General features: G+C 41.2%; 26 protein-coding genes. 7 read left to right on the top strand and 19 right to left on the bottom strand.

Annotated elements, in window-relative coordinates; translation table 11 throughout:
- Window positions 1-21 precede the first annotated feature (21 nt).
- The 3 genes from C1A12_RS05215 (at window position 22) to C1A12_RS05205 (ending at window position 2,751) form a co-directional block, all read left to right on the top strand.
- Entirely contained in the window at window positions 22-1,038 is a 1,017-nt protein-coding gene (locus C1A12_RS05215) for a LacI family DNA-binding transcriptional regulator (RefSeq protein WP_101842774.1), read from the top strand.
- A gap of 392 nt (window positions 1,039-1,430) precedes the next feature.
- Window positions 1,431-1,778 (top strand): PadR family transcriptional regulator, encoded by a 348-nt coding sequence (locus tag C1A12_RS05210; protein WP_101842773.1) that lies wholly within the window; start codon window positions 1,431-1,433, stop codon window positions 1,776-1,778.
- Window positions 1,765-2,751, top strand: a complete 987-nt coding sequence (locus C1A12_RS05205; RefSeq protein WP_101842772.1) for a hypothetical protein — start codon at window positions 1,765-1,767, stop codon at window positions 2,749-2,751. The genes C1A12_RS05210 and C1A12_RS05205 overlap by 14 nt, the downstream gene beginning before the upstream one ends.
- Before the next feature lie 41 nt (window positions 2,752-2,792).
- On the opposite strand, the gene C1A12_RS05200 is transcribed toward C1A12_RS05205, so the two are convergent.
- Window positions 2,793-3,821: a hypothetical protein gene (locus C1A12_RS05200; RefSeq protein WP_101842771.1), complete on the bottom strand. Its 1,029-nt coding sequence runs from the start codon at window positions 3,819-3,821 to the stop codon at window positions 2,793-2,795.
- A 769-nt stretch (window positions 3,822-4,590) separates the two neighbouring features.
- On the opposite strand from C1A12_RS05200, the gene C1A12_RS05190 reads away from it, so the two are divergent.
- The 3 genes from C1A12_RS05190 to C1A12_RS05180 all read left to right on the top strand — a co-directional run bounded on the left by C1A12_RS05190 (window position 4,591) and on the right by C1A12_RS05180 (window position 5,625).
- Window positions 4,591-4,767 carry an aspartyl-phosphate phosphatase Spo0E family protein gene (locus C1A12_RS05190; RefSeq protein ID WP_235001539.1) on the top strand — a complete coding sequence of 59 codons (177 nt, stop codon included), beginning with the start codon at window positions 4,591-4,593 and terminating at the stop codon, window positions 4,765-4,767.
- Between the two features lie 141 nt (window positions 4,768-4,908).
- Window positions 4,909-5,133: a hypothetical protein gene (locus tag C1A12_RS05185; RefSeq protein ID WP_101842768.1), complete on the top strand. Its 225-nt coding sequence runs from the start codon at window positions 4,909-4,911 to the stop codon at window positions 5,131-5,133.
- 381 nt (window positions 5,134-5,514) lie between these two features.
- Window positions 5,515-5,625 (top strand): YjcZ family sporulation protein, encoded by a 111-nt coding sequence (locus C1A12_RS05180; protein WP_101842767.1) that lies wholly within the window; start codon window positions 5,515-5,517, stop codon window positions 5,623-5,625.
- 269 nt (window positions 5,626-5,894) lie between these two features.
- On the opposite strand, the gene C1A12_RS05175 is transcribed toward C1A12_RS05180, so the two are convergent.
- The 16 genes from C1A12_RS05175 to C1A12_RS05100 form a co-directional block, all read right to left on the bottom strand.
- Entirely contained in the window at window positions 5,895-6,362 is a 468-nt protein-coding gene (locus C1A12_RS05175; protein WP_101842766.1) for a hypothetical protein, read from the bottom strand.
- Between the two features lie 22 nt (window positions 6,363-6,384).
- Entirely contained in the window at window positions 6,385-7,449 is a 1,065-nt protein-coding gene (locus C1A12_RS05170; RefSeq protein WP_101842765.1) for a DUF3231 family protein, read from the bottom strand.
- A gap of 121 nt (window positions 7,450-7,570) precedes the next feature.
- Window positions 7,571-8,068, bottom strand: coding sequence for a GNAT family N-acetyltransferase (locus C1A12_RS05165; RefSeq protein WP_101842764.1), 498 nt, complete (start codon window positions 8,066-8,068; stop codon window positions 7,571-7,573).
- Window positions 8,069-8,111: 43 nt separating this feature from the next.
- The gene (locus tag C1A12_RS05160) at window positions 8,112-8,402 is read right to left on the bottom strand and encodes a hypothetical protein (protein ID WP_101842763.1); all 291 of its coding nucleotides are present in this window, start codon (window positions 8,400-8,402) and stop codon (window positions 8,112-8,114) included.
- A 366-nt stretch (window positions 8,403-8,768) separates the two neighbouring features.
- Entirely contained in the window at window positions 8,769-8,999 is a 231-nt protein-coding gene (locus C1A12_RS05155; protein ID WP_101842762.1) for a hypothetical protein, read from the bottom strand.
- Window positions 9,000-9,449: 450 nt separating this feature from the next.
- On the bottom strand, window positions 9,450-9,608 hold the full coding sequence (gene sinI / locus C1A12_RS05150; RefSeq protein WP_101842761.1) for a DNA-binding anti-repressor SinI: 159 nt from the start codon (window positions 9,606-9,608) through the stop codon (window positions 9,450-9,452).
- A gap of 22 nt (window positions 9,609-9,630) precedes the next feature.
- Complete coding sequence (locus tag C1A12_RS05145; RefSeq protein ID WP_101842760.1) at window positions 9,631-10,233, bottom strand: TetR/AcrR family transcriptional regulator; 603 nt, start codon at window positions 10,231-10,233, stop codon at window positions 9,631-9,633.
- A gap of 142 nt (window positions 10,234-10,375) precedes the next feature.
- Complete coding sequence (locus C1A12_RS05140; protein WP_101842759.1) at window positions 10,376-11,512, bottom strand: thiolase family protein; 1,137 nt, start codon at window positions 11,510-11,512, stop codon at window positions 10,376-10,378.
- Window positions 11,513-12,979, bottom strand: coding sequence for an AMP-binding protein (locus tag C1A12_RS05135; RefSeq protein WP_101842758.1), 1,467 nt, complete (start codon window positions 12,977-12,979; stop codon window positions 11,513-11,515).
- 67 nt (window positions 12,980-13,046) lie between these two features.
- Complete coding sequence (locus C1A12_RS05130) at window positions 13,047-13,625, bottom strand: biotin transporter BioY (protein WP_101842757.1); 579 nt, start codon at window positions 13,623-13,625, stop codon at window positions 13,047-13,049.
- 227 nt (window positions 13,626-13,852) lie between these two features.
- Entirely contained in the window at window positions 13,853-14,929 is a 1,077-nt protein-coding gene (locus C1A12_RS05125; RefSeq protein WP_101842756.1) for a Gfo/Idh/MocA family protein, read from the bottom strand.
- A gap of 29 nt (window positions 14,930-14,958) precedes the next feature.
- Complete coding sequence (locus C1A12_RS05120) at window positions 14,959-16,119, bottom strand: Gfo/Idh/MocA family protein (RefSeq protein ID WP_101842755.1); 1,161 nt, start codon at window positions 16,117-16,119, stop codon at window positions 14,959-14,961.
- Window positions 16,120-16,155: 36 nt separating this feature from the next.
- A complete protein-coding gene (locus C1A12_RS05115; RefSeq protein WP_101842754.1) occupies window positions 16,156-17,004 on the bottom strand; it encodes a sugar phosphate isomerase/epimerase in 849 nt (282 codons plus the stop codon).
- 140 nt (window positions 17,005-17,144) lie between these two features.
- A complete protein-coding gene (locus C1A12_RS05110; RefSeq protein ID WP_101842753.1) occupies window positions 17,145-17,999 on the bottom strand; it encodes an AraC family transcriptional regulator in 855 nt (284 codons plus the stop codon).
- Window positions 18,000-18,031: 32 nt separating this feature from the next.
- Complete coding sequence (fbp, locus tag C1A12_RS05105) at window positions 18,032-19,963, bottom strand: fructose-1,6-bisphosphatase (protein WP_101842752.1); 1,932 nt, start codon at window positions 19,961-19,963, stop codon at window positions 18,032-18,034.
- Between the two features lie 333 nt (window positions 19,964-20,296).
- Window positions 20,297-20,851 carry a GNAT family N-acetyltransferase gene (locus C1A12_RS05100; protein ID WP_101842751.1) on the bottom strand — a complete coding sequence of 185 codons (555 nt, stop codon included), beginning with the start codon at window positions 20,849-20,851 and terminating at the stop codon, window positions 20,297-20,299.
- A gap of 174 nt (window positions 20,852-21,025) precedes the next feature.
- Between C1A12_RS05100 and C1A12_RS05095 the strand changes: the two genes are divergently transcribed.
- Window positions 21,026-21,952: a DMT family transporter gene (locus tag C1A12_RS05095; protein WP_101842750.1), complete on the top strand. Its 927-nt coding sequence runs from the start codon at window positions 21,026-21,028 to the stop codon at window positions 21,950-21,952.
- A 252-nt stretch (window positions 21,953-22,204) separates the two neighbouring features.
- On the opposite strand, the gene C1A12_RS05090 is transcribed toward C1A12_RS05095, so the two are convergent.
- Window positions 22,205-22,567, bottom strand: coding sequence for a hypothetical protein (locus tag C1A12_RS05090; RefSeq protein WP_101842749.1), 363 nt, complete (start codon window positions 22,565-22,567; stop codon window positions 22,205-22,207).
- Window positions 22,568-22,679: 112 nt separating this feature from the next.
- On the bottom strand, window positions 22,680-23,366 hold the full coding sequence (locus C1A12_RS05085) for a VOC family protein (protein WP_101842748.1): 687 nt from the start codon (window positions 23,364-23,366) through the stop codon (window positions 22,680-22,682).
- Window positions 23,367-23,375: the final 9 nt, after the last annotated feature.

The raw sequence follows: 23,375 nt of genomic DNA, 5'->3' as shown, positions 1-23,375 counted from the left end.
AAAGGTGGAAGTGGGGATTATATGCCTACAATAAAAGATGTTGCCAGGTATGCTGACGTTTCAGTAGCCACAGTTTCGAGAGTTTTATCAAAAAAAGGTTCCGTGTCTAAAAAGAGTAAACAGAAAGTGCTGAAGGCGGTAAAACAATTAAATTATAAACCTAATGCATTAGGAAGATATTTAAGAACCTCCCATACGAAAACAATTTTAATGGTAATTCCTGATATTACCAATCCTTTCTTCTCCAATGTGATAAGAGGAATTCAAACCACAGCTGCTCAACTGGGGTATGAGGTGCTGATCATAGACTCAGAGCATGCTGATTTTGATAGTAAAAAAGGCTTTCGTATGCTGGAGCAGAAACAAGTGGATGGTCTTATTATGCTTACTTCACGTGTTGACCACTCCACTTTTATCGAAGTTGCAGAAAACTATCCTACAGTACTTGCCTGCGAGTACATCGAAGGGACCGCAATCCCAACAGTTTCAATCGACAATGTAAGCGCGGCTCGAAAAATGACGGAACATCTGATTTTTCTGGGGTATAGTAAAATTGCCCACATTGCCGGTCCCACTACTACCGTTTTGGGGATCGATCGCCTTCAAGGATTCAAACAAGCTCTTCAAGCAAGAAAAATCCCAGTCAAACAGTCTTTGATCCAGGAAGGAGATTATAGTATGGAATCAGGTTATAATTTAATGCTCAAACTTTTAGCTATGGAAGAGCGGCCGGACGCCGTCTTTGCAGCAAATGATGAAATGGCCATGGGAGCTGTAAATGCTGCGAAGTCTCTCCAGCTCAAAGTTCCTGAAGACATTGCGGTTACAGGATTTGATGATATTAAGATGGCCTCCTTATTCACCCCGTCGTTAACAACTATTTCTCAACCTGCCTTTCACATCGGAGAAAAATCAATGAAACTCTTACTGAGTCAAATGAACAAAGAACCTTTAAGCCTGTCCCAATATGTTTTAGAGGATGCGCTGGTTATACGGGAATCCTGCGGAGATCCCCTAACATCAAAAATAAACCGATAAATTCAAAATAGCTGCTACCAAATCCACTAGCTTCTCCCATGCTTCAAACGACCAGGCATGCTGTCTTATTTCTATCTTCCCTCCCTGTATTTTGCATCAACTATAAAGACCTTTCATCCTTCTTAATGCGAGTGGCGAGTTAGGTCATTTCCAAAGTATTCAACTCGCCATATTCCTTTTACTCCCTTGCCTTCCTCTGCTGACTTCACTTCCGGGCTTAGAATAATATGATATATTATGGAGCTCCTTCGTCTTTAAGCGCGGGGGCTCTTTTTTGTTTCGAGATTTGTTTCCAATGAATTTACTTTTCAAATAAAAATATAACTACTCGACCATTGATGTACTTCATATAATAGTGTATGATAAACAGTATAAACAAATGAGGTGATGGTATGGGTGATTTATTGCATTCCCTGACAACCGAATTGCGAAGAGGATCGTTAACGTTAGCGGTTTTAAGCCAGCTGAAGACCCCCCAATATGGATATTCGCTGGTTCAGCGGTTAGATGAATATGGAATGAAGATTGACCAGAGTACTCTGTATCCGCTGCTCCGTCGCTTGGAGAAACAAGAAGTAGTCACAAGCAGTTGGGATACTTCTGAAAATCGGCCGAGGAAGTACTATGTGCTTAGTGAATATGGTGAAGAGATATTTCAAGAGCTGAAAAGTCAATGGGAGAGAACAACTGAGGATCTTAACTCCTTATTGAAAGGGGAAAAAAACAATGAAGATGATTGATAAATATATTCATGAAGTAACGTACCGCCTGTCTCCCAAAATTCAGGATGATGTCGCACTTGAATTAAAGTCGTCCATAGAGGATATGCTTCCTGATGATTACACGGAAGAGGATGTGAAAGAAGTATTAGCAGAATTTGGTGATCCATCCAAGCTGGCTCGTCAGTACAGGGAACGTCCTTCTTCTTTGTTTGGGCAGCAAGTTTATGATTTCTTTATTTCTTCGTTAAAAGCAGGCGGATTTATATTCATCGTCATGGCGCTCGTTATAGCAGTTACAGGCGTTATGGCTGCTTACACGGGTGAAGGTGGACTGTTTACGTTAGTAACGACCATCAGTGGGGATTTAATCGGTGCTGTGCTTAATATTGTAGCGCACGTCTTTTTCTGGGGAATGCTTGTATTCGTATTCCTGGAGCGTATTGGTGTCAACCGTGATGACAACTCGTCTGCATTAACAGGAAAGCCCTGGAAACCGGAGGATTTGAGCCACTCGATCACAACTCCATGGAAGAAATCCATTTCTAAAACATCTATCTATTTAAGTTTCTTTTGGACTGTGGTTTTAATGATTATGTTTTTTTCTGCTGCAAATGGAATCGGTCCTGGGGAAACATCGGTATTTAATGACAACGTTATGCGCTCGTTGACCCCATTTGTCATTCTCATAGCAGCTGCAAATATTGGCGTCAACGTCTACAAATGGTTGGTTGGGCACTGGAATCGGATCGTAGCGATCGTGAACGCTTCTTTCCATTTGATCTTTGCGGTGTTTCTTATCTTTCTTGCCAGCCGTGATTCTTTGTTTGATCCGGCGTTCATGGCTTACCTTTCCGAAAGATTTGATGTATCCACTGGGTCTATTGAAGTGTACCCATTTGTGATACTTTGGATTATTGTTCTTTCGATTATCTCTTCAGATGTGTACGATACGATTGTCGGTTTTAAAAAAGCTAGAATCAAACACACTTGATTACAACAGGCGCTGACTTTCAAGAGAACCAGCGCCTGTTGTTATACTGCCTTTTGTCCATCACCTTTTCTAAACATTGGAAAATGCTCCTTCGTCCATAATCCAACTTGTATAATCAGCGCTGACAGCACCACCCACGCCCATACAGACAGGAATACTTCATGAAGTTCGTACATCGTGTTTAAATAATAAGGCTGATCATGTCTCACCATCGTAAAAGCATAAAACATACCAAAGGTAAAATTACGTGACCATTGGCTAATATTGTAGGTAAAAATTCCTTTCTTCCACCCGTAAGCCTGAACACGTTTAACCGCTCTTCTAACCTCCACTGTCTCGATACTCAGGACGGCAACAAATACCGACAGCCAGAAAATCAGGTAAAAAAGAGAAGACATCATTTCAGTTGATACAAGAGCCAGGCCGGTAATTGACAATGCTCCGTGAATAATACAATTCGTATTCGACCAATCTTCCGTCAGCGACCATTTCGGATCCTCCCGATAACGAATCCCGATCAGCAGCACACCTAACAGGTAAAAAATCAACCCTAATGACACCACTGTTAAGACTACAACAGCTGAAACAAATGGAAACAATTCAGACCATACAATAACGACGGATTGTGCAGCTACGGTAGAAAGCAGTACAACTCCATGCGTTGCGTGCTGTGCCGGCCTGTCCCATAGCCGTTTGAAGTTGTATACGCACCAAATCAAGAAAAGAAACAAAAAGAACGTATTTATAATCGTAATCCCTTGCACAATTACATGAAGGTCAGGGAAATATTTAAGCATAACATTGCACAACACGGACATCCCTGCAATCCAGGCGCCCATCACAAAAGAATTAACAGGGTTATTTAAAAAAGGAATGAGAAAGTTACGACGAAGGATTTGTCGTACAAGCGCAGAATAAACGACACCGCCTATGAGTACGAGCATGACCGTAAGACCTTTTCCGAGATAATGATCCACAAACGGAAAAGCCTCGATTGCCCCGTATAGAAAGATGCCCAAAGCCATAACGATGGCTGCCGAAGCTGGATTTATAATTTTTATGTCTTTCATAGGTTCACCTGCTTTATCACATTGCAATTTTATTGACTCAACCACTTATGATTTTATTGTAATAAATAAGAACATTTCACACAGCCTTCATTATATCGATTCTTTTGTTAAATTCAAAAAATAACCTTAATACTGGAGGCCACTGAAGAACTGCACGATTTCACGTGATGTGTAAAAATATAGGCGGGTTGAAGATTTCTTCGTTCAAACCGCCTAATCTTAAGAGGGTACTTCCCCCTCTTATTCCTCCATGAGCTTTCATCATTCTCTTTAGATTAAAGGCTGAATATCGCCATGCTCCTTGTATACGCATGCCTCGGAGACCCGAAGATGAGGCAGTCTCATATCCGTGGCTATGGTTCAACTCACTATTCTTCGCTTCAATTTTATTTCTTTAGGATTCGCTGCTCTGGAACGCTAGTTGGTTTTGGTGTTCCTCTGATTTTATGGAAACGGAATTATAGTCTGAAGTTCTTGGATAACTGTCGATCTAACATCCAATCCCTCCCTTTTATGTATTCCTTTCATTTTACAAACTTTATAAGCTTTTCTAGATTAGAAAGGACTTTTTCAGTGGCCTCTAATCCTGGACTCCTCTTTTAATAAACATATCGCTAAAAACTACGTTCGCTCCTTAAGGATTAGCATTGCCTTACCCTAGTGATTTTCCAAAAATAGAAAAATCACCTTTATGAGGTAATAATTACACTCTCTCTTGTGTGGTTTTCCTTTCTAAAATGGGTATAAGAAAACGGTGGGGGTGTGTTGCTTGGATGATAAAGAGATAGAAAAAAGGATCGAATACCTTCGTAAGCTCATGTACGAACAGTATTTAAACGATCCAACAGACCCCCGGGTTTTAGAAACATCGCAGTCCCTGGATGAGCTTTTAAATGAGCTCAACCGCCGCCGGCTTACAATAGAAAAACGTTCTAAGGGGGAATAGCCGGCAGGTGGATTGCATCTAATCTTCCTTCTTCTTTAATGGAGAAGGAAGATTTTATTTTTTGAATTATTTTATATTTTACTAATATAACAGTTCCCTTTACACTGAGAACAGGTGAAAAATAAATAAAGGAGTACAGATTTGAATACGAGAAATCCCTACCACGATAATTACACCACAGACGAATTAGTGGGTCTGTATTATGAACTCTTAAAAAATATTTACACCGGCTTGCTCACTGAAGCGATGTTTAATGAAATAGAGATGATTGAAAAAGCAGCCGAAAAAAGAAACATGTCTCTGAGCTACATTGCACGAAATATGTACTCGGATGAATCTTTAAAAGTATTTGTTATTATACAATAATTCTTATAATAAATAATTTTTATAAGCTGGGGGCTTTGGCTCTTAGCTTTTTTGTATTATCCAGCATCCCGAAGTCACATGGACGCCTTTCCATTTGGAATGTACGATTCACATTTTCTCTGAAGCTCTCCCTATCCAACTTATCTCCTAATTTCTCTCAACTGTGTATAAAATTATTTCTCTATTACATAATAAGAAACGGAACAGGCTGGCATTATTTTTTAGTGTATACACGTCCGCCGGCTTGTTCCTCCCTTCAGTTAAGTTTTTGTCTCAAATTTCCGGAGCTTTGTGCTCCGGCTTTTTTTCTGGGTAAACGCCTTTCCGCTCTTTCCCTTTAAGACATATAGTATGGTATTGACCCAAAGAGGCGGTGATATCATGAGCTATGGCTACGGAGGTTACGGTGGTTATAAAGGCGGAGGCTTTGCTTTAATCGTCGTGTTGTTTATTCTTTTAATAATTGTTGGTGCTGCATTTGTTAAGTATTAAGAGAGTCCGCGCTTACTAACTCTAACTCGTATTTTCATACTCCGGGGCTTTAAGCCCTGGATTTTTTTGGTTATTCAGCGCCCATACACTTTTACTGCGGATGTATATAATTGAGAGGGAGGACGTCTCTTCGGGGCCGATCTTTGGTCGGCTCTCCGATTAAAATGCGCAGTCATACATAGCCCCAAATAACGAGAAAGGCCCCTGAGTTACAAAGGGCTTTTCTCGTTATTTTTGCAGCTGTTATATGTGCCATAAAATAATCCCGATCAGGCTTCTCTTCTTGATAAGTAAAGAAATAATATACCTCCGAGCAATAATCCAGGCAGGAGAAAGAGCATTGGTAAAAATACAGGGCCAAATAAGATTCCAGATAGTTGCAATGTTGATGACTGCATTAAACCCACGGTCGACGTAAAGGCACCGAACACAAATGGAAGATAGGAATAATCATTCTTCTCCCCGTCCGCATCCCGGTAGGCATCCCACATCGCAAACATATATAAACAAGGATAAAACATAAGCCATTGATAGTCCGTTGCCTGAATCGCTGCTTTAATATTCCCTTTAAATGAATGAATAATCGCCATGTTCAGGTGCCCCTGTACGTTGACAACAAACTCCAGCAATAGAAAGACGAACCCTTTTATTAATTTTCCATTAAGAAATTGGCCTAATCCCGGCATTGCAATGCTCCAAAATAAAGCCTCATGCTTTTTTGGCTTCTTGACTGCCATTATAATGTACCTTCGTGTTTCTTCATTTTGTTTTTGCTGACCCTGAGATCAGTTTGTCACGGTCTGCTGCAGTTGGCGGTTCTTCCAGCCAGCCATTCTCTATAGAGATCGTAAACCCTTTGTTTGAATACTTCGAAATACCAGCAGTCAAAGCAGCGAATTGAGCGTGAATGTCATGTCTCATCATATTGGAAAAAGCCAGGCCATAATTTTGGATGCCTATGGCATTAGCGAGTGTCGTATTATAAAGCATCAACTTATCAGAAAACGGCGGGATCGTTGAGTCTGTTACGTGATACCCCATCTGGGTAGGAGAAGGTAAGTAATCATTCCGGAGAAAACGGCTCAATTCTCTGACCTGTTTCTCTGCAAGATCAGACCCTTCTTTAAAATATTCCCTTAATGCACTTGAAGAAGCTACCTGGCTAAAACCTAACAATAATGCTTTCCCTAAAGTATTTGTTTCGATATTCAGTTGCAAGTGCATAATCTCTAATGCGGTTAACGGCCGCAATTTACCCGTAATCGCTGAGATAAAAGATTTCTTCTCTACAAAATCGTTCCCTTTAGGATAGGGAATCGTTGGAGAAGTAAGATCGACTCCTTTGTCCTTTAACAACTTTATCCCTCGCCTGAATGTTTGAAGGGTATCCTGAAAACACATTTCAAAGTAAGCAGTCACGTCATTTCTGGATGCAGTCGATATGGAACTGGCGTAAGTAATTAATCCCGACCTTGCCATTTCCGTTACATAAAAAACCATAAATACATCACTAAATAAACGCGGCGCATCCTTCCGCACATCCTGTTCCCCAAAGCCGACAGGAGCAGGGATCTTTTCATTCTTATAAATCTCATTCATCATGTGGAGATGCTTTTTCGAAACCTCCTGGGAAAAAGTAAGATAATCTTTGACCTCTTCATCCTCCACGACCAGAAGGAAATGATCAAACACGCACTTAAATAAACTGTCGCCAATATAATTGGCAAATAGATCTCCGAGCTCACTTGCCACTAAATTAGCGTTTTCAGGTTTCTTGATCAATTCCATTACTTTTTCATTAACCGTATTTGTGCTTTCCTGCATGTGTGGCCCTCCTGAAACACAAGATAAATATAGTATCTGTGATTCTTTCAGATTTATTAGTATAAAAAAGAGCAGTTGCAGACATCTAAGACATTTGCAACTGCTCTTCTTATAAGTGTAGTTAAATTCCTGCTATGCTGCTTCTTCTTTCCATTAAAATAATGTCGCGCCATACGCCTTCCATTTTTCCAATGCGCTCCCGGCGGCCGACTTCTCGAAACCCAGCCCTTTTGTGCAATTGAAGGCTCGCTTTGTTTTCAGGAAAAATCCCTGCCTGAAGCGTCCAAAATCCTCGAGCCTCACTATCCTTTACTACAGATTCCATAAGCCGGCTTCCCACTCCCTGTTTCATGTTCCTCTTACCAACATATACGCTGACCTCTGCCACACCTGCATATACACTCCGGGCAGAAACCGGTTTTAGAGCACTCCACCCCGCTACGGTGTCACCGATGCGGGCCACGAACCGACACGCTGATGAGTGGCTGGCATTCCACTTCTCCCATGATGGAGCTGCTGTCTCAAAGGTGGCATGTCCTGACGCTATCCCCTCAAGATAAATACGACGAACATCCTTCCAATCGGAGGGAACCATTTCTTCAATACATATGTTCTCCATATTCACACCTGCTTGTGCTTAATCTTAAGTTCGTTCATACTCTTTACCCTTCAAGTTCACCTTTTGATTTCATCAAAACCGAGCCATCACTTGTAACGAAATCAGGTAGTGCATCCCCGATATAAGTTCCACCGTCAGTATCGATTAAATTCAAACGGATATGCACTCCCTCTTTGGAAGCTTCTTTAAAGGCGCCGGGTTCTTTTACCTTTGCCAGGCTGACCGTCCAATTTGGCAGCTCACTTTTATCATCAATTAACAGCATCCCTTTAGAAAAATTAATTTCACTATTGTCTTTCATGTTGAAAGCTTTGTTGAGTTTGATGGATTTCATTCCTATCCCGACCTCCTTGTCTCTATTATTCCATATTTCTGCGAGTTTTTCCTGCTCATTATATTTTTTATACACGGCAAGGAAAGACCGAAGATTCCCGCGGACATTTATTTTATAATAAGAAAACCCCGCCTTCCTGGCTGCAGGCGGGGTTCTTTAATTAATGGTCTTCATGTCTTTATTAACTAAAGCAGCAAACATTCCGTGCACATCTTTTTCCGTTTTCATAAAAAGCTTCTCTTTACTCTCCCTCAAAAATAAACGGATATTCTTGATTGTCACGCGTTTCCCGGGCGACCAGGTTAACCACTTTAATTACGATAGGAATCCCTGTTCAGAAGGTCTTCTCCTATTTGATCAGAATCTTTAGTGAAGCCATATGCTTTGGCCAAAAGCATAAAACACAAACGTAGATACAATGAAAAACATGTACCCCACGGCCCTGCTACGGTTCCATTCATAAAGCCCCGAGACCAGCATCAAACCACCTAACGACAGCATCATAAACGGCATCAGCCTGAAGTCCCCTGTCAGTAATCCATATCCTGCAAACAGCAGCGTAAGCAGAAAAAATATAAATCGAATGATCCCTAACATAACAACACCTCTCATATTCTAAGAATGGTCCGTTTGACTATGTATGAAGGTCCATCTCTGTGACCATTTTATCATTACCGTATAAAACCTCTAACATATGGAAACGGAGCGGTAAACCCATATTCACTAAACCATCCTTTTTCTTCCTAACGATTGAGACCGCAAATCGTTTCATAAAAAAAAGCAGACAAATGCCTGCTTAACTTGTGGCAGATCAATATCAACCTCTTTTTTTGATGAGCATCTCCGACTTTCTCACTTTATAAAACCAACTAAGCTTTACTTCGCCAAACACTCCTTCACATGCTGCTTTCGTTAACCCTTAAAGATCATTCCCCTCTGAGCGGTCAGCACGTTCGTAAAAATGGACTTTATGTCTTCAAGAGCATTTTTATGCGACCAATCGATTTTTATCCTCTCACATCCCCTTTAGTACTGGGTACCTAATATCTATGATTCTTGAGTCCGTGAACGCTCACCCTTCTTCGGATGAGAAACAATAAACTCCTTTACCTCCTTTACCGAAAATCCAAGAACCTTCGCCAGCTTCATTAATTCCATCCACTCCGCATCCAGCTTCTCGATTTGTTGCCTTTTTAAAGATCCCATTCGTTCACCGGTCCCTATATTTTTATTTTTCTTCCCTTGTCAGCATTCCATATAGAAAAAAATCCACGATTTCCCTTGCCAGCTCTCCTGGAGCCACCTCGTTGGTGAACAGCTTTGTTATGGTCATCCGTTCAATTGCCCCTACCAGTACCTGAGCAATTAACTCCATGTTCAAGTGACTGGCAAAATAATTATTGTGCTGTTCAAAAAGTAAGTTCTCATGAATCTGATCCACCATCCCCTGTTTAATAACTGCTGCTTCCTCGGATTCATAAAAGCCGATTTTCGTTAAACTGGGATCGTCAGCGAGAAACTGAAGAATCCTTGCCAGTCGTGCTGTAATCCGGTCTGGAAGTGAAATGACATCCAGCTCGGCTTCAAGACGGCTGGCAATCGTAAGCTGTCCTAATTTTTCCTGGAACGAATCGACAAGCTCCTGGTAAAGATCCTCTTTGCTCGCAAAGTATAAATAAAACGTCGGCTGTGTAAACCCTGCCCGCTTAACAATGGCACTGACTTTAGTACGGTGATAGCCCTGTTCGGCAAATTCCTCTGCAGCAACTGCAAGCAGCTTCCCCCTGCTCTCTGTGCCGACAGACCCCTTTCTTCTTCCGCGTTCGCCCATGAGGTACTGCTCCAATTCTGTCTTTTGAAATTATATTACTTATTAGTATTATAAGTAATGAGACCAAAAACCACAATGAGTTTTCTGAAAATTATGCAAAAAAAAAGAGATGACCCCGATCTAATACCGGAATCATCTTCATTTATACAGCTTCAAACAGGGCAGCCAGACCCATGCCGCCGCCAATTCCAAGCGTAGCAACTCCACGTTTCAAATGCCCTCTTTTCATCTCAGTCATTAATCGAGTAACAAGAATGGCACCTGAAGCTCCATAAGGATGTCCTAATGCTAACGCACCGCCCGATCGATTTACTTTATCAAAAGGAATGTTTAACCCTTTTAATGACGCCAGTACCTGGGAGGCAAATGCTTCGTTAAATTCTATAACGTCAATGTCTCTTTCACTTAAATTCTGTCGTTTCCACAGCTTTTCGACCGCTGGAACCGGCCCTATGCCGAGCAAGTTAGGATCAACCCCGGCAGCGGTACTGTCTACAAACCGTGCGAGCGGCTTCAATCCTAATTGCTGGCATTTTTCTTTGGACATAAGTAAAACCGCAGCCGCTCCGTCATTCATCGGGCATGAATTTCCTGCGGTCACTGTGCCACCTTGCTTGAATGCAGGCTTTACGCGAGCTAGTTTTTTCAACGTAGTATTGGGACGCGGACATTCATCATTACGAATTCCGTTTACGGGAATGATCTCCTCATCGAATAGTCCTTTTCGCTGTGCATTAACCGCTTTTTGATGACTGCTGCAGGCGAATTCATCTTGTTCCTCCCGCGTAATGTGATAATGTTCAGCCACGTTCTCGGCCGCTTCCCCCATTTCCGGGTCACCGATGAAATCAGGTGAAAATCTAGCTCTCGTATAAAATTCAGGTCCGCCTGGGTGGGAAAGGAACGCAGGCTTTTTAATTTTCCAGGGGGCGAGGCTTGTACTTTCTACTCCGCCCGCAATGTACATATCTCCTGCCCCTGCCTGAATGAGACGGGCGGCCATTTGTATCGCCTCTAAACCAGACCCGCACTGTCGGTCAACCGTTACTCCAGGCACGGAGACCGGCAGTCCCGCCGTCAGCAGAGAGAGACGGGCCATATTGCCTCCAGGGCCAACGACATTGCCTAAGATGACATCGTCCATTTCCGCCGGAGGAATGTCTTCGATTAAATTTACAAGAAGCGGCTGCATTAGTTTTTCTGGAGGGATGCTCGACAGGATACCCCCTAGTTTCCCGACTGGTGTACGTTTGGCTTTAACTATGACGACATCTCGCATCTAATTCCTCCTTACCGGGATTCGTAATTCCCGCCTTGCGATTTTACCGCTGCTCGTGTAGGGGAAACCATCGAGCTCCACCCACTCTTTCGGACATTTATACTTAGGCAGAAGCCGTGAAAGATATTCTCTCATTTCTTCAACCGCAAATATTTTTCCCTTCCTGGTTGTGATAAAAGCAGCTGCTTTCTCACCCCAGTAGGAATCTTCTACTCCAATCACTGCCACTTCCTTAATGGACGGATGTTTCCGGATCGCTTCTTCCACTTCTTCGGGATAAATATTAAGTCCCCCGCTGATGATCATGTTTTGTTTTCGTCCTTTAAGGAATACGTATCCTTTTTCATTTACCACAGCTAGATCCCCAACCGTGGCCCAATCACCATTAAACACCTTCTTTGTATCTTCAGGCCGATTTAAGTATCCCTCAAAAACCCACGGGCTTCGTACATATAGTTCGCCGATTTCTCCTGGTTTCGCCTGGTTTCCCTCCTCTGTAACCACCTGAATTTCCACCCTGGGAAAAGGCTTTCCAATCGTCCCTTCATAGTGACTTCCTTCGTGGAGGGCACGATAACTGACAAAACTAAGTTCCGAGGCCCCGTAAAACTCATAAACAGCTGCCTGAGGGAAAACTTCCCTGGCTTTATACTGAGAAGCTTCTTCCCATTTGGCTCCAGATGAAATCAGTGCTTTTAAACAAGGTGAAGCCGTATTACCATTCACACGGTTTAATGCCTCGAACATGGTGGGCACAATATACATTACGGAAATCTCTTCGGTGCAAAGCCACTTCCAAGTCTCCTCTGCATTAAAACGAGAGGGTAGATGTAACGTTGCCCCAATATGGAGGCACTGAACTGCCGCATATAAAAAGTGAGAATGCACAAGAGGGCCCGGGCATAGGATCTGATCTTTCTCATTCAAAGAAAAAACGTCACTCCCAAGCGAAAAACAATCCGCCCAGGAAGCATGATTTCTTATAAACCCTTTCGGCCCGCCTGTCGTCCCTGAGGTATAGCCAATGTAAAAAGGGTCATCGGCATTTACCTCTTCCTGCTCATAGTCTTGAAAGCATGCCTGCCACTCTTCTAACAAGACCGATTTTTCATAAGCGATTCCTTCCAGATGACTGCTGAAAGCACGATCATAAATAAACAAATCAGGCTGAGCATCTTCTAAGACATCCCTCAACTGAGTTGTGCTCCATTTGGGATCAAACGGAACCGCTACCCCGCCGCTTGCACTAATAGCGATGAACAATTCCAGCCATTCCGGCTGATTGGGCAGCAGGAAACCAATCTTCTTCCCTTTCATCCTGGAAAAATCAGAAGCAAGTTTTCTCTGAAAAAGTTTGCAAGATTGATAGAATTCCAGGTAAGTTATACTCCTCTCCCCTGTGTAAATAGCAACGCGATCAGGATATTCTCTAGCTGTTTCTCTAATTGTACCGCCAATACATGCCATTCCCTTCACCTCACCGGCTTTCTTATTGTTGAAAAAAGGCTTGCCATCATACAGGCAAACCTCGATTTTAAGCCACGTTCGTAATTTTGTTTGACCGTTTTTTCGCTGTATCCATGATTGGGTAAACCCGGTTGATCTGTCCAGCAAGCAAGGACGCGACTACCACCTTCACTAAATCACCAGGAATAAAAACAAAAGCAGCCCACATGGCTTTTGTCCATGGAGTTTCCGTGATGAAAGACAAGTAAGTCACCCCGCATGCATATACGAAGAGAATCCCCCCGATGATATTAATGGCGATATACAATCCAAGATTCAGCTTGTTCCAGAAACGTTCAACGAGAAATCCTATGAGATAAGCCGCAATCGGATAGGATAGAATATAGCCGCCGGACGGACCGAATAAAACCCCGAGACCTCCCCTGCCTCCAGCAAGCAGCGGAGCCCCAAACGTTACAAGTAACACAAAAAGAAGCAGACTTAAACCGCCCCGTTTCGCCCCTAAAATTGATCCAGCCAGCATAACTCCTAAGGTTTGGGCGGTAATCGGGACAGGCGTAAAAGGCGTCACGATTGGAGGCAGCAGTCCTAACGCTCCCATAATCGCAGCAAATAAAGCCGCATAAACCATTGTTTTTAACTTCATTCTCGGCACCTACTTTTTCATGGTATGTATGAATGAAGGGTACCTTATTTATATATTTATTGTCAACTTTATTCTTTATCGGTTAACGTACCTGAGTAAAATAGAGCAAAATCAACAAAGGTTCTGCTCTTTTACGCCCTATCCTGCCGGAGTCATCCGTCACGTAAATCCTGTAATAAAGTCAGGTAACCGTACAATCGTTAAAATCCGGACGTTTTTACCGGATTTTATTCGATCCTTTCAGCCATATCCTGAGCCTTAAGACACAGCTCCGCAGCTTTAAAGGCATGAGCCTGGGTCATCGCATTTTCAGTCCGATGAATGCAATCTAGAATCAATTCTCCAAAAAAAGGGTAGCCTACTTTTCCCTCTAATGAAAAGTGTTTTTCCCCTTCACTATTCACTAGATACAAGTGATCAGAACCAGTATCTCTGGCAATCTCTACATACTTCCGGATTTCAATAAATCCATCCGTGCCTACGATGAACGTTCGTCCATCTCCCCAGGTACTTAAACCAGAAGGTGTGAACCAGTCCACCCTGAAATATTGTGTAGCTCCATTATCACCTATTAATGTGGCGTCCCCGTAGTCTTCAAGTTCGGGATATTCTTCTTTCCAGCGGTAATTGGCCACTTTACTGTGGACCACTATGGCATCTTCACAAGCAGCGTAATAGAGGAACTGTTCGATTTGATGACTTCCTATATCACAGAGTATCCCCCCGTAGAACTCTTTTTTAAAAAACCAATCTGGCCGACCAGACGCATTTAACCGATGAGGACCGAAGCCTGTGACTTGAATCACTCTGCCTATCCCCCCTTGTTCAATTAACTGGCCGGCAAAAACAGCACTTTCTACATGTAACCTTTCACTATAATAGACCATGTATTTCCGTCCTGTTTCTTGAACTTTCCTTCTGGCTTGTTCTAACTGCCCAAGGGTTGTAAATGGTGTTTTATCCGTGAAGTAGTCTTTCCCATGATCCATGACTCTCAGCCCGAGTTCGCACCGCTTGGAAGGGATGGCTGCACCCGCAATTAATTGGATTTCTAAATCATTCATAACCTCTTCTTCTGAAGAAGCAACTTTAACTTGTGGAAATGCTTCAACAAACTGCTGGACTTTTTCAGCATCCGGATCGTATACCCACTTTAGAGTGGCCCCGGCTTCGATTAGTCCATTGCACATGCCATAGATATGACCATGCTCTAAAGCGATCGCCGCAAAAACAAACTCCCCTTCGCTGACGACTTTATTCGGTTTTCCTTTTGGAGAATAGTTCATTCCGTCATTTTTATCCATGTCACAACCCCTCCTGTATGTTGGCTCGTTTAATGGGAACCCTCGACGTTAAACAAAACATTTTTTTCTTCCTTTACCATCGTCGAACTTTTTATTCTAGCTTGTAAATGCTTTAGATAGAGCTCTTCATCCAGCGGGAAATTCACCCAATTATCCTCCCACGTTGATAGTTGTATAGCATTGGAAAGAGCCACACCATTTATCCCTGTTTCCCCGGGGGAGAGAAGAGGTGTACCTTTTTGAATCGCATTTATAAAATTTTGGGTAATTCCTTTATGTCCCGTTTCGACACCATGAACAGGAATTTCACATTTCCATGTCTCAGGGCTTCCGAATCCGCCTTTATAGACTTTATTAAATTCAGATTCTGGTACTCGCAGTCTCCAAAAGGTTAGTTTATTTTCTTCAGCTACTAGTTTCCCTCGATCCCCGGAAATCTCCAGTCTATTCGTTCCTGGCGCTTCTCCTGTGGACGTAATAAAGACTCCTGTAGCTCCATTTTCATACTCTGCAAAGGCTGTGACATCATCTTCCACTTCTATCTCCCGATACTTGCCAAAATAACAAAACGCTCTGACTCGGGTTGGCATCATGTTCGTCATCCATTGCCACAAATCAAGCTGGTGGGGACATTGATTAATTAATACACCTCCGCCTTCTCCTGACCAGGTGGCTCTCCATCCTCCTGAGTCATAATAGCTTTGTGACCGGTACCAGCTGGTTATGATCCAGTTCACCCGGCGTATATCGCCCAATTCATTTGTCAGAATCAGGTCCCGTATTTTTTGATACAGTGGATTGGTTCTCTGATTGTACATCACTGAGAAAATAAGTTTACTGGATTTTTCCGCTTCATTCATCTCACGCACTTGTTTTGTATACACACCCGCAGGCTTTTCACATAACACATGGATCCCATGACGAAAAGCTTTAATAGCCAGCGGCGGGTGATCGTAATGGGGAGTTGCAATCAAAACAGCATCAATGGAACCTGATTCAAAAAAGGCATCCGCATCATTAAATACTTTGACTTTTTCTCCCATCTTTTCTTGAATCTCTTGAATCCTTTCTTTTCGTACGTCCATGACTGCGGTTAGTTCTGCTCCGTCAATTTCTCCATTGAGCAGATATGCAGCATGAGAGGTCCCCATGTTCCCCATTCCTATAATTCCGATCCGGACTTTACTCATTTCCAGTCTCTCCTTTTGTTTAGGATTCAGCTGTTCTTAACTTAATAATTGTTTAAAATAGGCTAAATTACGTTGTAAAGCTTCCTTCGTTTCGTACTTTCCACTGAAGTCCTCCATCCCAATAAATCCATCGTATCCTACGGCTTTTAAATCTTTAATGACTTCCTCCCATTTTACGAATCCTTCTGGAAGTGAGGTCCATTGTGACTCCCATTTGAGCGGTTCCTCGTTTTTCTCAACAGGCACCCAGGCCGCATTCTTCGCATGGACATGCGCTAAATAGGGACCTAATAGTTCCATCCCAAGCCGATAATTTTCATGGCCTTCTATGACCATATTTCCAGGATCATACAATACACCGATGTGGTCAGGACTAAAAGGACTTACTAACCGATAGGCTGAACTTGCACTGGCGGCAATAGTATTGTGATGTGTTTCCACCAGGCCTTTCACATCATACTGCTTACATAACTGTTCACATTCATATAAATAATGAACTGCCTGGTCAAAGAGATCATTATAGTGGAATGTCCGATTATACTGCGGTACCCCAAGCCTAATGGAACCGGCTCCTATTTTGTTTGCAATCTGTAATATGCGCTCGGTTTCCTGCAAATCTCCACATGTTAAATAAGGCGTTACACTAACGACTTCTATCTCACTGTTCATTGAACCCGTGTAAAAGCTTTTTAATTCGTCATCTGTGTTTCTTGGATCAAGGGTAGATAAGTTATTCCCCCAGTAACTTGGCTGATTTCTCTTCACTTTTTCCGGAATAGGGGTACAACGCCATTCCACTCCGTCATACCCAAACGCCCGGAGAGATGATACTAATTCTTCAGGCTTCAAATCCGGTGTCATAACCGTAAAAACTGAGAATTTCATGCCTTCCCACCACTCCTAACTGAAGTATTCATTTTCCACCATAATAAAAAAAAGATGTATTGGCTTTTCTCCCATTAGCCAATACATCTTCCCATTTAACTCTGATTGTGTAATTTCCTAATTTAAAGAAAGAAGCAACATCACCCTAAGCTTTTCTTATACTGTTCAGGAGTCATGCCCGTCAACTTCTTGAATACGCGACTAAAGTGAGCAGGATGTTTAAAGCCAATAAGGAAGCTGACTTCTGTCACACTACGGTCAGGATGCACAAGAAAATCGATTTTTGCCTGGTTGATCCTTCTTTGATATAAGTAATTAAATATAGTAAAACCTGTAACCTTTTTAAACATTTTTGATAAGTAAAACCTGTTCAAATGTAATTCAATTTCCAATTTCTCCATACTTAAATCTTCCATATAGTGATGCTCAATATAAGAAACGACCCTCTGCACATAATCCATCTGCCCCGGGGATCCTTTCTCACCCTCGCTCTTCTCATCTATTTCTCTTTTAAGGAACGAGTATAATAGAGTGAGTAATTCTATGAAAGCAAGTTGAAAACGGTACCCTGAGATAGGATTCTCCTTCTTGATATTATGTTCATCCATCCTCTTAAGAACGGCTTCGAAATCAGCACGATCCTGACTTTCTAAATTTATGCAATGGGACTTTAAAGAAGAGAATGGCCTCAGCAGCTCTTCCATATTCATGGCGCTAAGAATTTCCTTGAAATAGTCAGACTCAAAGTGGATGGTGGAACGGACATACTCTTCCCGTTCAAAGACTCTCGGCCGATGTAAAGTTAAGCCATCCATTATAATGACATCCCCGGGAGAAAGTAAATAAATTTTATCACCAATTAAATAACGGCAGCTGCCTTTATGAAAATAATAAATCTCATATTCCAGATGAGAATGGAACGCATTGGCCGTTTTCTTATCGTCACAATAATTCAAATTAAACCGGCTTTGCCCTTCCAGCATGGATGTTGGCATATCAAGCTCCTTCTCGTCTTAAGAAGTGTGTTTCATTTCACATAGCGATATTCCATCAAGCGATTTAAAATAGAGACTTCCTGCAACAATTCTTCTCCCACATTCGTTTCGGAAACCTTTTTTCTTTCCAGCTCTTTATCCACCAATCTTTTTACTGATAATACATCTGTTCCATTTGACAGCACCTCTTCTTTGGAGTTGAATTGTTTATGGGCGACCAGCTGCATGCCATAGGAATTATATAATAAAGTATATCCAGCAATTCCTGTTGTAGATTGATAAGCTTTGGAAAAACCACCATCAATGACGATCATCTTTCCATCTGCTTTAATTGGATTCTCTCCTTCAATTTCCTTAACGGGGGTATGGCCGTTTATGATATGGCCCTGATCAGGATCCATATCAAATTCTTTCAGGAGACTGCGGCAGGTTTCCTCATTTTCACGTAAATAGTAATATGGATTCTTTTTCTCTTTATGGGTTTCCTTGTCTTTAATAAAATACCTTTCAAAGGTAGTCATTGCTCTTTTCCCAAAGAGTGATGAGTATTCTCCTGTCCATAAGTACCAGACCATATCTGTCGCAAGATCATCTGTTTCTTCTGGATGAGCAAAAGCATGCCGTAAATAGTATTCGAAAACATCAAGTAAATCACGGCCTCCATAAGTTTTATCTTCAATCTTCATTTTTTCCATATTACCTTTTTCATCCAAAGGAATACACCCATGGATTAATAAATTTCCATTATATTTTAAATATAGGCTGCCTTTTTTCATAAGAAATTTCATATGTCTGGCCAGCTTTTCTGAATGCTGGATTGAAAATAACAGCTTATCTATCACTTGCTCTTCTTCCTCTAACAGTTCATCAGGCTGTTCGGGATTCACCGTGGCAAAACAGCTGTTTTCCAGCGGGTAAGTTTTTCCGTTAAGCGTGATTTCATTTTTATCATAATCAACCTTCTCAAGCAGAAGCCTTTCTGACATGTTAAAGTTCGGTCGTCTCTTGATGATCGGACTTTCGAGCTTGAACTGAATCATGGCAATGGCTTGATGAATTTTCGTAATTTGTGATACTTCATGGTCGGATATCTTTTTATCTGAGTGAATTTTCGGTCTGAAGGCAGGGTTTTCCTCATAGTATTTTTCCGCCAGGTTCAGAAGCGGTCTAAGATTGATTCCATACACATCTTCAATAATATCTAAGTTGTCGTAACGGGCACAGATCCGAATAATATTAGCGAGACAAACTTTAGAACCGGCAAAAGCCCCGATCCATAGAGCGTCATGGTTTCCCCATTGAATATCAACGGAATGATAATTGATAAGCGCTTCCATGATTTTATCAGGTTCAGGTCCGCGATCATAAATATCTCCCACGACATGAAGATGATCAACAACCAACCTTTGTGTGCTGTAAGCAAGACCTATAATAAGCTTGTCCGCCTGACCAAGAGAAATAATCTGCTGGACAATTTTAGTGTAATACTGTTCCTTATTGGCTGATTCCTCTGTTTTGTATAACAACTCTTCTATAATATAGGCAAACTGATCAGGCAAAGCTTTACGCAACTTCGAACGGGTATATTTGGATGAAGAATAAGAAATAAGCCTTATCATACGTTCAATGATTTCTTTATACCACTGGTTTAATTCTTGATCGTTATCAAAACCATTTTTAATGAGCTGTAATTTTTCTTCAGGATAATAAACGAGGGTCGCCATTTCATTAATTTCATGTTCGTATATGACCCCGTTAAAAATATCCCTGATTTTCTCTTTAACTCTTCCCGACCCATTTCTTAACACATGTTGAAAGGCTTGGTACTCTCCGTGCAAATCACTGACAAAATGTTCTGTCCCCTTGGGCAGGTTAAGAATAGCTTCTAGATTAATAATTTCCGTGACTACTTTTTCTTCACAATCATATTTCTGGGCCAGTAAATCCAGGTATTTTGAGTGCAACTTCGTGTATCCCCTTTCAAAATTGATCTCTGTTTAATATCTAAAAATCCTGCCTTCACTACTTCCATTTCAGAATCTACTAGATTTGTTCGCAATTATAAAAAAATTTATAAATTATATATGATAATAACATATTTTCTGACATTTATAGAGAACGTCGAAATGATTCTCTGCTTTTTCAGGCAAAAAGCGTAACCCAGTATAACTGAATTACGCTTTTTACTGATAATTTTATTGGTCAGCCCAACACTCAGCTGGGCAGTTAAAGGTACCACTTCGGACCTTAACCACTCTTCTCTTCCTTAGTCGTCTCCCCAAACTCTCGAAATTCGCTTACTGTGTTCGAAAGGCCTCCCACTCTTTACGTAAAACCCCCATTTTCACAGCATCATAGTATTGGTCGCTTACTTTTCTTGCTTCTCTTATTCTTGCTTCTTCTTTCATTCCTAATTTTTCAGCAACCTTTATCATCCGCACGTTACCTGACCAAGTCGACATGCCCAGGCGGTGTAAATGGGTATGGCGGAAAAGGAAATCAATCCACAATTTATAGGCCTCACTGCCGTATCCACCATTCCAATAAGCTTTATCATAAATAACTATACCAGTTTCTAACCAATCGGTATTCGGATCTACCCAGTAGGCTCCAACATAACCGATTGTTTTTTCGTCTGCCGTTATAACCAGAGAAGCAGGTACAGCGGTAATTAGCTGTTGTTTCCATGTTTTTTCGTAATCTCCTTTTGATAATTTTTCTTCTATTATGTAGGGGCCGTTCCACTTCTTAGCTTCTTGTTCCTTATCTTCATATTTCCAAAAATATAATTCATCAATAGCTTTGTCTGTAGCTTCCTTTAATACGACTTTTCGTCCTTTAACTTCAATCATTTATATTCCTCCAACTGATTACTTATCCATTTAAAATCTATTTCATTTATTAATCACTGTTTTTATGTAAATTTAAGCATAGACTCCCTCAAAGTATGTTACGCTTAAGCCATCCACTAAGACATAAAGCCAACTTACGGAAACCTTTAAAAAGAGAGAAAAGAAGGTGAAAGTATGAAGAATGCCTACCTCATAACAATTCTTGGAGCAAGTTTTTGGGGATTAACAGGATTATTTGTAGAATCTTTGTACGGCCATGGTTTTACAGCATGGGAAATTGTGACGATTCGACTGACTAGTGCAACCCTTATCCTTCTCCTTTTGATGGGTTTATTCCTGCGAAAGCATCTGCGTATTCAACTAAAGCACATCCCCCACTTTATCGGTTTAGGTGTTGTAAGTATCGTCATATTTAATTGGTGTTATTTTACTGTTATGGAGCAGAGCTCGTTATCCATTGCAGTAGTATTACTTTACACATCTCCTGTGTTTGTTGCAATTTTATCGAAATTAATTTTTAAAGAACAAATCACTCGACGGAAAATCACTTCCATTATCCTTACCATTGTCGGCTGCTCACTCGCTATTAAATTACTACCTCTAAATAGTGGTTTCATTCCAATTACAAGTATTCTCCTTGGGTTATTGTCTGCTTTTTTCTGTGCCCTTTATAGTGTGATAGGGAAACTCATCAGCTGGCAGTATAACTTCTTAACCATTACTGTATATGCGTTGCTGATGGGGAGTTTATTCATCTTTCCTACAAGTGGAATATGGAAAAAAACAGAAGCTTTTCAATCCCTCGATGTATGGCTTAATATTTTTGGAATCGCTGTGATATCAACGATCTTAGCCTATACGTTATACACATTCGGACTAAGCTATATTGAATCCAGCAAAGCCGCTATCCTGGGAGCAATGGAACCCATTGTGGCCATATTAGTTGGGGTGCTCATTTTTGGAGATTCATTGAGTTTGTTGCAAATTGTGGGGATGATGCTTGTCATAACGTCTACATTCTTAACAGTCTTTCACAGACAAAGAAAAATTCGAATCAAGAATGGAAAAAAGTTATTTCTTAGATCTAAAAGTACGCCTTAGTTAAGGTAGCAAAGCCTCACCATACAATGAACAAATATCAAAGCTTTTCGATTAATATAACTGCCTTATACACTTATTCAAATTTCGTTAATCTAACCTTATTCAACTATTCTCTGCTTTGGTGACCAGGATATCTGCCTCCATTATACGCGAAAGGGTAAACTCATAACTTTTTTTAAAAAAATAAAGGAACTTCCTTTTACGAAGTTCCTTATCGTTATTAGTATGGAAAGGACCCCGGGCGCACCACTTTTAATAATAAGGATAAGGGTAATACGGCTGAGGGTAATAAGGATAGTAGGGGTAGGGAGTAACATAAGGCAATAGTGCTAATGCTGCTAACGACCCAAGTGGGAAGTTGCGACGTCGAAACCGCCGAAATCTCCTTCTCGGCCTCCCATATCCATCAAAATATTGACGATTATCCCCTTGATGCTCACTTTCTCCTTCCATGACATCTTCACCGACTAATACACTAACTCTGTCCCTGTCTACGTCTTCGATAATTCCATCAAAAGAGCTGCCATCTCTCATTGTTAAGGTAACATGATAAAAACTGTATTTTTTACACTGATCATGCAAATTCCTTGTTTCTTCATTGTACTCTTCATTCATTTTTAACCACTCCTTTCAAATACATGGATATTCATTTGAAAGGAGAAAATTACAATCTTAAGGAAGATTAATGTAAAAAATAATTGAGAGCAGCACGACCAGTTATCTCTATTTATTCAACTGTTGGATTAATTAATAACTCATCATCCTCATTAATTACAACGCGGTTATTTGTATCTAACTGAACCTCAAGCGGATAAACAGCTGAGATTTTATTCGAAAATATCCATTTTCTCCCTGGTTGATTTAATAGAAGAAATGAACCAGTCTTCTTATCCCCCATAAAATTAAGTGAGGAGTTGCTTATTGGGCAGTTGTCCCGTTCTTTAACTCCTATAGCAGTTAATTGTTCGCCTGCTTTACAGGCGTCCCCAACGGTTAAACCAACCTCACTGATATTAAGTATACTTTCTATTGTAAAAGGAGCCTCACTGGCTGGGGATGTGGAATGTCTGGAGATGAATTCGACAATATTTCCGGCCGGATCATAAAAGTAGAGAGAGTGAGCATTCATATGAGAAAAGTAGGCCTCATCTTCACCTTCCTCACAATTTATTTCAACTCTAGTATTAACCCAGGCTTTTGCCTCTTTGAATTTATTTGATGGAATATTAAAAGCAAAATGATAGCAGGGTTCATCCTTAACATTATTAGACGTGAATTCTAGTTGACTTGAACCCGCAGAAATTTGGAAGCTATCCCTATTTTCTTCTTCTAGTGACATCCCAAGAGTTTCAGTATAAAAGCTTCTCATTACCTGAAGATCCTTAGTTTTTAATGTCACTTTTCTTATTTCCAAATAATCCCC

Origin of the sequence: Halobacillus sp. Marseille-P3879 (assembly GCF_900240285.1) — a bacterium.
GTDB lineage: Bacteria > Bacillota > Bacilli > Bacillales > Halobacillaceae > Halobacillus_A.
This window is presented reverse-complemented; position numbering and strand designations above follow the sequence as displayed.

Coding starts and splice junctions, on each gene's coding strand:
- C1A12_RS05140 (WP_101842759.1), bottom strand. CDS start 11,512: ATGCGAGATGTCGTCATAGTTAAAGCCAAACGTACACCAGTCGGGAAA.
- C1A12_RS05130 (WP_101842757.1), bottom strand. CDS start 13,625: ATGAAGTTAAAAACAATGGTTTATGCGGCTTTATTTGCTGCGATTATG.
- C1A12_RS05200 (WP_101842771.1), bottom strand. CDS start 3,821: ATGAAAGACATAAAAATTATAAATCCAGCTTCGGCAGCCATCGTTATG.
- C1A12_RS05155 (WP_101842762.1), bottom strand. CDS start 8,999: ATGTTAGGGATCATTCGATTTATATTTTTTCTGCTTACGCTGCTGTTT.
- sinI (WP_101842761.1), bottom strand. CDS start 9,608: ATGGGATCTTTAAAAAGGCAACAAATCGAGAAGCTGGATGCGGAGTGG.
- C1A12_RS05115 (WP_101842754.1), bottom strand. CDS start 17,004: ATGAAATTCTCAGTTTTTACGGTTATGACACCGGATTTGAAGCCTGAA.
- C1A12_RS05090 (WP_101842749.1), bottom strand. CDS start 22,567: ATGAATGAAGAGTACAATGAAGAAACAAGGAATTTGCATGATCAGTGT.
- C1A12_RS05120 (WP_101842755.1), bottom strand. CDS start 16,119: ATGAGTAAAGTCCGGATCGGAATTATAGGAATGGGGAACATGGGGACC.
- C1A12_RS05125 (WP_101842756.1), bottom strand. CDS start 14,929: ATGGATAAAAATGACGGAATGAACTATTCTCCAAAAGGAAAACCGAAT.
- C1A12_RS05145 (WP_101842760.1), bottom strand. CDS start 10,233: ATGGGCGAACGCGGAAGAAGAAAGGGGTCTGTCGGCACAGAGAGCAGG.
- C1A12_RS05210 (WP_101842773.1), top strand. CDS start 1,431: ATGGGTGATTTATTGCATTCCCTGACAACCGAATTGCGAAGAGGATCG.
- C1A12_RS05205 (WP_101842772.1), top strand. CDS start 1,765: ATGAAGATGATTGATAAATATATTCATGAAGTAACGTACCGCCTGTCT.
- C1A12_RS05135 (WP_101842758.1), bottom strand. CDS start 12,979: ATGGCATGTATTGGCGGTACAATTAGAGAAACAGCTAGAGAATATCCT.
- C1A12_RS05215 (WP_101842774.1), top strand. CDS start 22: ATGCCTACAATAAAAGATGTTGCCAGGTATGCTGACGTTTCAGTAGCC.
- C1A12_RS05100 (WP_101842751.1), bottom strand. CDS start 20,851: ATGATTGAAGTTAAAGGACGAAAAGTCGTATTAAAGGAAGCTACAGAC.
- C1A12_RS05165 (WP_101842764.1), bottom strand. CDS start 8,068: ATGGAGAACATATGTATTGAAGAAATGGTTCCCTCCGATTGGAAGGAT.
- C1A12_RS05175 (WP_101842766.1), bottom strand. CDS start 6,362: ATGGCAGTCAAGAAGCCAAAAAAGCATGAGGCTTTATTTTGGAGCATT.
- C1A12_RS05180 (WP_101842767.1), top strand. CDS start 5,515: ATGAGCTATGGCTACGGAGGTTACGGTGGTTATAAAGGCGGAGGCTTT.
- C1A12_RS05160 (WP_101842763.1), bottom strand. CDS start 8,402: ATGAAATCCATCAAACTCAACAAAGCTTTCAACATGAAAGACAATAGT.
- C1A12_RS05110 (WP_101842753.1), bottom strand. CDS start 17,999: ATGCCAACATCCATGCTGGAAGGGCAAAGCCGGTTTAATTTGAATTAT.
- C1A12_RS05170 (WP_101842765.1), bottom strand. CDS start 7,449: ATGCAGGAAAGCACAAATACGGTTAATGAAAAAGTAATGGAATTGATC.
- C1A12_RS05095 (WP_101842750.1), top strand. CDS start 21,026: ATGAAGAATGCCTACCTCATAACAATTCTTGGAGCAAGTTTTTGGGGA.